The 8136-nt window shown below is 61.0% G+C and carries 10 protein-coding genes and 1 pseudogene; 5 read left to right on the top strand and 6 right to left on the bottom strand.

Annotated features, from left to right (window positions below):
* The coding region (locus tag LAT62_RS15110; protein ID WP_293385836.1) for a SulP family inorganic anion transporter at nucleotides 1-385 on the bottom strand (385 nt) is incomplete at its 3' end.
* Nucleotides 386-707: 322 nt separating this feature from the next.
* Between LAT62_RS15110 and LAT62_RS15105 the strand changes: the two genes are divergently transcribed.
* Complete coding sequence (locus LAT62_RS15105) at nucleotides 708-1040, top strand: hypothetical protein (protein ID WP_293385834.1); 333 nt, start codon at nucleotides 708-710, stop codon at nucleotides 1038-1040.
* A gap of 59 nt (nucleotides 1041-1099) precedes the next feature.
* The gene (locus LAT62_RS15100) at nucleotides 1100-1960 is read left to right on the top strand and encodes a GGDEF domain-containing protein (protein WP_293385832.1); all 861 of its coding nucleotides are present in this window, start codon (nucleotides 1100-1102) and stop codon (nucleotides 1958-1960) included.
* 28 nt (nucleotides 1961-1988) lie between these two features.
* Here LAT62_RS15100 and LAT62_RS15095 read toward each other — a convergent pair whose 3' ends face one another.
* The 3 genes from LAT62_RS15095 to tal are packed head-to-tail and all read right to left on the bottom strand — an operon-like array spanning nucleotide 1989 to nucleotide 3726.
* Nucleotides 1989-2330: a TraR/DksA C4-type zinc finger protein gene (locus tag LAT62_RS15095; RefSeq protein ID WP_293385830.1), complete on the bottom strand. Its 342-nt coding sequence runs from the start codon at nucleotides 2328-2330 to the stop codon at nucleotides 1989-1991.
* A 29-nt stretch (nucleotides 2331-2359) separates the two neighbouring features.
* Complete coding sequence (locus LAT62_RS15090; protein WP_293385828.1) at nucleotides 2360-2761, bottom strand: NUDIX hydrolase; 402 nt, start codon at nucleotides 2759-2761, stop codon at nucleotides 2360-2362.
* Between the two features lie 17 nt (nucleotides 2762-2778).
* The gene (gene tal, locus LAT62_RS15085; RefSeq protein ID WP_293385826.1) at nucleotides 2779-3726 is read right to left on the bottom strand and encodes a transaldolase; all 948 of its coding nucleotides are present in this window, start codon (nucleotides 3724-3726) and stop codon (nucleotides 2779-2781) included.
* 282 nt (nucleotides 3727-4008) lie between these two features.
* Here tal and LAT62_RS15080 point away from each other — a divergent pair, with 282 nt between their 5' ends.
* On the top strand, nucleotides 4009-4911 hold the full coding sequence (locus tag LAT62_RS15080; RefSeq protein ID WP_293385824.1) for a PhzF family phenazine biosynthesis protein: 903 nt from the start codon (nucleotides 4009-4011) through the stop codon (nucleotides 4909-4911).
* A gap of 10 nt (nucleotides 4912-4921) precedes the next feature.
* Entirely contained in the window at nucleotides 4922-5710 is a 789-nt protein-coding gene (locus LAT62_RS15075; protein WP_293385822.1) for a phosphotransferase, read from the top strand.
* Here LAT62_RS15075 and LAT62_RS15070 read toward each other — a convergent pair.
* Nucleotides 5671-6582, bottom strand: coding sequence for an aldo/keto reductase family oxidoreductase (locus LAT62_RS15070; RefSeq protein ID WP_293385820.1), 912 nt, complete (start codon nucleotides 6580-6582; stop codon nucleotides 5671-5673). The genes LAT62_RS15075 and LAT62_RS15070 overlap by 40 nt on opposite strands.
* Before the next feature lie 77 nt (nucleotides 6583-6659).
* Nucleotides 6660-7631: an EamA family transporter gene (locus tag LAT62_RS15065; protein ID WP_293385818.1), complete on the bottom strand. Its 972-nt coding sequence runs from the start codon at nucleotides 7629-7631 to the stop codon at nucleotides 6660-6662.
* A gap of 221 nt (nucleotides 7632-7852) precedes the next feature.
* Here LAT62_RS15065 and LAT62_RS15060 point away from each other — a divergent pair.
* Nucleotides 7853-8136 (top strand): annotated as a pseudogene (locus tag LAT62_RS15060) (DUF2147 domain-containing protein); the annotation flags it as partial.

The following is an 8136-nucleotide window of genomic DNA, read 5'->3' as shown; positions in this document are numbered from 1 at the left end:
TGGCCAGCGCGTTGACGAAGCCGGTGACCACCGAGCGCGAGACAAAGCGCATCAGGCGGCCCAGTTTCAGATAACCGGCGCCAATCTGCAGCACACCGGTCAGCAGCGTGGCGACCAGCAGATACTCCAGCCCGTGGTCGCGCACCAGCGTGACCATCAGCAAGGCCATGGCGCCGGTGGCAGCCGAGATCATGCCCGGGCGCCCGCCGACAAAGGCGATAATCACCGCGATACAGAATGAAGCATACAGGCCGACTTTGGGATCGACGCCGGCAATGATGGAAAAGGCGATGGCTTCGGGGATCAGCGCCAGAGCGACCACCAGGCCGGCAATCAGGTCACCGCGAATATTCAGGGTCCATTGGTTCCAATAACGTTGCAGCATGTGCAGCAGGGTCTCCAGGGGTTGTTCATTGTGGATCTGCTGACAGGACAGGGTCTGATGCCTTCGACTCGAAGCCCGCTGCGAGTATGACTACACGGGGCATGACTGCTGGGATCGAATAGGTGTCAGAGCGGCTGCATGCCGGGTGTCCGCGCGGACAGGGCATGCAGTGGCAGGAAACGCTAGGGCGGCGTGATCAAAATCGGGTCTCTGGTCAGGGGCGTGTAAAGTGCGCGCACTATACCAGAATGTAAGTTTCTTACAAGCTGACGTGTTCCCGGATGAAGCTGCAACACTCGGTTGAGAGCGCTATGCTGTGGGCATGACGAAATTACTCCCTTGCGCACTATTGTTGTCGACCCTGGTTCTGACCGCCTGCACGGATGTGGTGCTGGAACGCTCCCTGGAGCAGTTGGTGGCGCATCAGTCGGGCTATGCCGGCCGCGATGTCCGCACAACCGGCGTGGTGCGCAGTTTCGACGATCCGCTGCACTTCTGGATCGAGGATGACGAACTGAACCGGGTGGCCATCGAGCCGGAAGATCGGGTAGCCGACCATGTCGGCCAGCGCGTGCAGGTCACAGGAACCTTCATCAGCAGCGCCGATAGTGGTCGTATTATTCGCGCGGAGCAGGTCGAACGATTGCCAGAGTGATTGCTTTAACTGGTTGCACTAGACTGGCGCTGCGCCCGCTCTTCCTCTAGATTGAAAGGATGAGCTACCATCCCAGACCTTTAGCCGCGCTGACCCTGCTGGGCCTAGGAAGCCTGGTGCTGGTTCTGTGCTGGGGCCTGCTGTTCATACTGATAGCTCGTTTGCTGCCTGAATCGCTGGCAGAGCCCCGCGGATTTTTCCTGACCTCTCTGTTGTTGTTTCTGTTGCCGGCCGGTGCTCTGGCCGCGCTGCTCTATGGGATAGTGCTGCGGCCGCTGAGAAAGTTCGCCCGGGCGATGGAGCGCGCCGACTATGTCGAACTGCCCGGCGGTGGTCGGTGGGTGCGCGAATTGCAGTTGATGGCGGCGCACTACAATTCCGTGCTCGACAGCACCAGCACCCGCCTTGAAGGGCAGGACCGTGCTACACAACTGGACTCCTTGACGCAGGTGGCCAACCGCAGCCGTCTGGAGACAGAGCTGGAAGTGGAGTTGCGACGAGCCGAGCGCTATGGCAGCAAGTTCAGCGTGCTGTTCATGGATCTGGATCAGTTCAAGCAGATCAATGAACGGTTTGGTCATCTCGCAGGAGACCAGTTGTTGAGCGAAGTGGCGGACCTGATCCTCAGTCGGGTGCGGTCGGCGGACACAGTGGGTCGCTGGGGTGGCGATGAATTCATGATTCTGTGCCGGCAGACCTCAATCAGCCGGGCCGCCCGACTGGCAGAGTCACTGCGGGAGACCCTGCACAATGCCCGTTTTCTCGACGGGCAGCGGTGTACCATCAGTATCGGCATGACGGCACAAATGCCCGACGACTCGCTGGCGACGCTGTTCGGTCGTGCCCGCGAGGCGCTTGAAGAGGCCAAGCGCCTGGGCCGCGACCAGGTCTTCGGGCGGCCGATCAGTCCAGGTCCCTGAATGGCGGGTTATATGTAACCAGGGTTTGTTAGCGGGCGCAGCCAATGCACTTGAGCACTGTCGGATCAAACGCCAGGCGCCGCGCTTCTATCCATTCGTCGCACTCGATACAGGCACCGTATTCGCCGCTGTCGATACGCATCAATGCGGCAGCTATTCGACGCATCATCAGGCGCCGGCGCTCCTCTTCGGCATTGGCCATGGCCTGACCCTGCAGGGCATCCATGCGGGACAGGCGCCCTACCGTCGTCTGGTCCAATTCAACGGTGGACCGGGCCCCTTCCGAGCCTTTGCTCTGTGCTTCCAGTTCTTCGCGCAGGGTACGCAACTGTTGCGCTATGTCCTGCATATCCAGGTCGGGGTGGTTCATGGGTCTGCTCCCTAGTCATGAGGAATACACTACCCCAGTTGCGCCACCTCAACCACCCGCTCGATCAGATCCAGTCCGGAGGATCCCAGTTCACTGACCGGAACCCAGCGCACTTCTGCAGCATCACTGGCTGCGGCGGCTTCCCCGCTCAGCCACTGACAGGACACGGCGACCAGTATGTAGTGGTGGCGCAGTTCTCCCGCCGGGCCATGATCCAGAGCATCCAGCGTGGTCAGGACGCGGCCGGCTCGGGCGCGCACGCCGGTTTCTTCGAGGAGTTCACGCTCGGCGGCGGCAGCGATGGTTTCACCAGGTTCGATCTTGCCGCCCGGGAAGCCCCAGCGCCCTTCATTGGGCGGTTGCCCGCGCCGCACCAGTAGCACCCGGCCCTGGTGGTGCACTACGGCCAGGATGGCTGGACTAGGCCTCATGGTCGGGGTTCCGGTTCTCAGATCTTGTCGCTGAGCAACTTTCGCAGTTCGAGATAGTCCGCATGAAACTTGCGAATGCCTTCGGCCAGCTTCTCGGTCGCCATGGCATCTTCATTCATTTGCCAGCGGAAAGTCTGCTCGTCCATGGACTGCCTGGCGTCGTTGCTTCCCAACTCCGGGTTTAGCATGGGCTTGAGTTTTCCGGTGTCGGCGGCCAGTTCTTCCAGCAACGCAGGGCTGATAGTCAGTCGGTCACAGCCGGCTAACTGCTCGATCTCACCCTTGTTGCGGAAACTGGCCCCCATGACCACGGTGTTGTAGCCGTGCGCCTTGTAGTAGCGGTAGATGCGCTGCACCGACAGTACCCCGGGGTCGGTTTCGGCACTGTAGTCCTCGCCGGTACTGGCCTTGTACCAGTCCAGAATGCGACCAACAAAGGGAGAGATCAGAAACACCCCGGCCTCGGCACAGGCCACGGCTTGGCCGAAACTGAACAGCAGTGTCAGGTTGCACTTTATGCCCTGTTGTTCCAGTTCCCGGGCTGCCTCGATGCCCTCCCAGGTAGAGGCCGTCTTGATCAGAATCCGATCCCGGCTCACGCCCTGCTCTTCGTAGAGGCGGATAAAACGCAGAGCCTTGTCGATGGTACCGGCAGTATCGAAGGACAGCTGTGCATCCACTTCCGTGGAGACATAACCCGGCACCACCTGGGTGATGCGCTGCCCGAAGTTGACCGCGAGCTTGTCCATGGCCGTTTCAACCTGCTTGTCATGAGTGCTGCCCTGCTTGCGCCCATAGGCCAGGGCATCTTCAACCAGACCTGCATAGGCAATTTGCTGAGCCGCTTTCAAAAGCAGAGAGGGATTGGTGGTAGCGTCCGTGGGTTCGAATTGCTTGATGGCCTCGAAATCACCGGTGTCGGCGACTACGGTGGTTATCTGCTTGAGGGCGTCCAGTTTGGTCATGGTAGTTCTGATCCTGTGGTGTTTGTTGTCATGGTCCGAAAGGGCTAGCAGTTGCCGCGGCAGGCTTAAAACCATCTTCCGGATATACTACAGCGGGGTGGCCGTCGTTGTTAGTGCCGGATTGCTGCAGAGAGGTGAGCCGGGCCCCCTCAGGTTGCAGACAATGACTATGATGGCCTGGAAAAACCCCGGTATCATAACCCAAAGGCAAGGCTCTGCTGAGCGACGCTGGCGTGAACCAAGGCATCACAATTGAAGCAGATAAAGGGGGCGATTTGACCAATGGAACTGAACTACTACACCTGCGACGTCTTTACCAAAACCCGCTTCGGAGGCAATCCGCTGGCTGTCGTGCCGGACGCGCGCGGCCTGTCCACCGAGCAGATGCAGACTCTGGCCCGGGAGTTCAATTATTCGGAAACCACCTTTGTTCTGCCGCCTGAGGACTCGCAGCACACGCGACAGGTGCGCATTTTCACGCCGCAGATTGAAGTGCCCTTTGCCGGTCATCCCAATGTCGGTACCGCCTTCATGCTGACTGCGCTGGGTCAGGTGCCCCTGGTCAACGAGCATGCCACGCTGCACTTCGAGGAGAAGGCCGGTCTGGTTACCGTGACCGTTGCCCGGCGCAGCAAGGATGAGGTCTACTGCGAACTGCAGGCGCCGCAGCGCCTGTCGCTTGGCGAGACCGTTTCAGCGGAGGAACTGGCTGGAGCCGTCGGGCTGAAGCCCGGCGATATTCTGACGGCCACGCATCAGCCCACCGTTGCCTCGGTCGGCCTGCCGTTTCTGGTTGCCGAAGTCACCGACCGGGCCGCGCTGGCACGGGCCAACCCGAATATCAATGCCATGCAGGCATTGCAGGGCCGAGGCATTACCCCAGACATCCACCTTTATACCCGTGACGGGGACGGTTATGACCTGCGCACCCGCATGTTCGCACCGCTGGATGGTGTGCTCGAGGACCCGGCAACCGGCAGTGCCAACTGTGCTCTGAGTGGTCTGCTGGCGCACTGCCAGCCTGAGGCCGATGGCGACTGGCAGTGGCACATTGCCCAGGGTGTGGAAATGGGACGACCCAGCGAACTGTTTGCCCGCGTGGACAAGCAGGCGGGTCAGGTGGGCACTGTCAGAATGGGTGGCTACAGTGTCCGGGTCGCCAGTGGCACCATTCGCGCCGACTGAGGGCAGCAGATTGAACGACGACCAGATCGGCCCTGTTCTCCCCGCTGCAGTCCGCGAGCAGTTGCCCGAGGCTGTTCAGACAGTTCCCATGGCACCGGGCGCCACGAATCGTCTGTGGCGACTGGAGGCCGGCGATCAGCGTTGGGTGTGGCGGCAGTTTGTACCGGCACCGGGGGTCGATCGGAACCGGGAGCACTCCATCATGCAGGCCTTGCAGGGAAGGTCCTGGATGCCGACGCTGCTGGCCTGGACACCGGAAGGCATGTTGTTGCCCTGGCTGGAGGGCCGGACGCCGGAGCCTGCTGATCTTGATGGCCGTGCGCGCGCCGCCCTGCCTGATCTACTGGTTCGACTCTGGCGCCACCCATTACCCGAGGTGCCGGCCTGGGACTATCCGGCTCTGGTGCGCGGCTATGCAGCAGACTGCCCGGATACCCCGCGCTGGCATCGGCTTGCCGACCGTCTGGTACGCGAATGCAGTCAGTGGCCGCAGGCCGAGCCCTGTCTGATGCACCATGATCTGCACCCCGGCAACCTGTTGCTGGCGGGCCGGCACTGGACGCTGCTGGACTGGGAATTTGCCGCGCGGGGCAACCCCTGGATTGATGCGGTCTGCCTTGACCGCTGGCTGGGCCTGTCGCACGCCGAGCGTGAACGGCTGCAACCCATGCTGGAACCGCATGCCGTCACAGCAGACCCCTGGGGCCATTATCGCAACTGGGTCGAAGGGCTGGATGCGCTATGGTACGCCGCTCGGGATCAGGGCAGGGGTTCACCGCGTGCGGTGACAAAGAGTTGATACCACTCTTCGCGTGACATCGTGACTTCCGAGGATTGTGCACAGGCTGCGATGCGCTCCGGGTTGGTGGTGCCGATCACCGGCTGGATGCCAGCCGGATGACGCTGCAGCCAGGCCAGCACGATGGCCTCCCGACTGGTGTTGTGCTGTTCCGCCAGTCGTTCAACCAGTTGCGCTGTATTCTGCACGGATTCCACTTCCTGGCTGACATCACGGCCGGTCAGGCGGCCCTGACTCAGGCATCCCCAGGCCTGCAACTGAATGCCCTGCTGACGGCAGAACTCCAGCGTGCCGGAGGGGAAGGTGGTGTCGGCACCGCGACCGGTGTTGAAGTCCACCTGATGATTGATCCAGTCCAGCGCGGTCAGGCTGAGCTCGAGTTGGTTGACCACCAGCGGTGACACCATGTGACTGCGCAGGAACCGCATCTGATGCTGTTGCATGTTGGACACCCCGAAATGCAGCACCTTGCCCTCCTCCTGCAACGCCTGAAAAAGTTCGGCCACAGGTTCGGGCTCCATCAAGGGATCCGGCCGGTGCAGCAGCAATATGTCCAGATAATCGGTATTCAGCCTCTTCAGGCTGTTTTCTACCGAGGTGCGGATCCATTCGGGACTGAAATCGAAACGCTGTGGGCCACTGGCATCGGCGAAGCGGATACCGCATTTGCTCTGCAGAATCATGCGCTGGCGAAAGTCAGGTCGGCGCTTCAGCAGGTCACCGAAGACGGCCTCTGCCTTGCCCCGGGTGTAGATATCGGCATGATCGAACACAGTGATCCCGGCTTCCAGAGCGGCTTCCACCGCAGCCTCGGCCTGCAGGTGTTCAGCCGACCCGGGTGCACTGTTGTTCCAGTCGCCGCCGAGGCCCATACAGCCATAGACCAGAGGTGACGCATTGTTGAAATAAAAGCTCAATGGTGTAGAAAAAATAACCCTAACCTCTTTGTTCAGCGCGGAGTAGTCGGTGCGTCAGATTGCGGACTGATGGCCAGTTCCGGGTTCACCAGTGGCTCGGGTGTGCCCCTTTGTGCCAGCCAGGCACCCAGCACCACAATCGATGCACCTGTAAATTGAACCATAGTCAGAGTTTCGTTCAACAGCAACCAGGCCAGTATGATTGCCGTGACAACTTCCAGGTAGGCAACACCTCCGGCAACTGGAGGCGACAGGCGACGAATGGCGGCTACGCCCGTCCAGTAGGCCAGCGCGGTAGCGATCAAACCCAGCCAGATTACCGACACCATGGCCGGCGCTTGCTGCCCGGCTATCGAGATCTCGCCACTGAGCACCGACCAGGGCAGCGTCCAGGGCTGGGCAATCACCGTCATGATCACGAAGGCCACACAGCCCCCAATGGCAATCAGCGCAATGGGCTCGACTTCGTCACTGCCGGCATCTGACAGCAGGAAAAACCCCGCCTGGCAGGCGGCAGCCAGACCGGCCAGCAGCAAACCCAGCGGATCCAGCACCACGCCCTTCCAGACTTCCAGCAGACCGCCCAGTCCCAGCACTGCTAGCGCGACCCCCAGCATGGCCGAGCGGGCCACCGGTTGGCGACGAATCAGGCCGACCCAGAGCAATACCAGCACCGGACCGAGAAACTCGATCAGCAGGGCAATGCCGACGGGGATGCGCGCGATAGACGCAAAGTAGAAGGCCTGCACGCCGGCAATCGGAAAAATGCCGTAGGCCAGCAGCAGCTTCCACTGGGTACGCAGCAGGCCGCGATAGATCCACGCCACGGGCAGCATCAGCAGGGCCATGCCGAGCAAGCGCAGCCAGGTGACCTGCAGTGGGTCAATGCCGGCATCCATCAGCGGGCGGGCAAAGGGGCCGGAACCACCGAAAGCGAGCGCCGACAGCAGCGCGAAGCCGAGACCGGACAGTTTGCGCCGTGCCGGCGGGGTCAGGGACGACATACAAGTCTCCGGACACTGGAAAAACGGCGCAGTTTAGTCTGAAACGGCTTTCAGGTCATGCCCTTTTGTGGCCGGTAGCAGCTTCAGTCAGTAACGGGGAGTGGCCGAACTGGTGCTCGATTGTGGACTCAGTTTCAGCAATACAATTCACTGACGTGACTTGTCCCGGTTTTGGGTCTAGCTTCAAGCAAAGAACCAACCAAAACAATGAGGATAAAACCATGCGTTGGATTATTGCTTTTGCCGCTGGCCTGCTGATGCTGACAGCGCACGCCGCGCCGAGCCCTGAGGGTGTCTGGCGCACGATTGATGATGATACCGGTGAAGCCCGGAGTCTGGTGGAAATCCAGGTGGTGAATGGTGAGCTGCAGGGCCATATCATCGAGATCATCAAGTCGGACCTGCCGGAAGATGAGTGGTACTGCACGCGCTGCAGTGGCGATAAACAGGGTCAGCCTTTTGTCGGTCTGCGCATCCTGGAAGAGATGACCTGGAGCGACCGTCA

This window comes from Natronospirillum sp. (assembly GCF_022565775.1).
Taxonomy (GTDB): Bacteria; Pseudomonadota; Gammaproteobacteria; order Pseudomonadales; family Natronospirillaceae; genus Natronospirillum.
Note: the sequence above shows the minus strand (reverse complement) of the source record. Positions and strands in the feature narration are given on the sequence as shown.

What these genes read in the sequence shown, in the direction of transcription:
- LAT62_RS15105 (WP_293385834.1), top strand. Translation starts at nt 708, where the DNA reads ATGACGAAATTACTCCCTTGCGCACTATTGTTGTCGACCCTGGTTCTG.
- LAT62_RS15100 (WP_293385832.1), top strand. Translation starts at nt 1,100, where the DNA reads ATGAGCTACCATCCCAGACCTTTAGCCGCGCTGACCCTGCTGGGCCTA.
- LAT62_RS15095 (WP_293385830.1), bottom strand. Translation starts at nt 2,330, where the DNA reads ATGAACCACCCCGACCTGGATATGCAGGACATAGCGCAACAGTTGCGT.
- LAT62_RS15090 (WP_293385828.1), bottom strand. Translation starts at nt 2,761, where the DNA reads ATGAGGCCTAGTCCAGCCATCCTGGCCGTAGTGCACCACCAGGGCCGG.
- tal (WP_293385826.1), bottom strand. Translation starts at nt 3,726, where the DNA reads ATGACCAAACTGGACGCCCTCAAGCAGATAACCACCGTAGTCGCCGAC.
- LAT62_RS15080 (WP_293385824.1), top strand. Translation starts at nt 4,009, where the DNA reads ATGGAACTGAACTACTACACCTGCGACGTCTTTACCAAAACCCGCTTC.
- LAT62_RS15070 (WP_293385820.1), bottom strand. Translation starts at nt 6,582, where the DNA reads ATGGGCCTCGGCGGCGACTGGAACAACAGTGCACCCGGGTCGGCTGAA.
- LAT62_RS15065 (WP_293385818.1), bottom strand. Translation starts at nt 7,631, where the DNA reads ATGTCGTCCCTGACCCCGCCGGCACGGCGCAAACTGTCCGGTCTCGGC.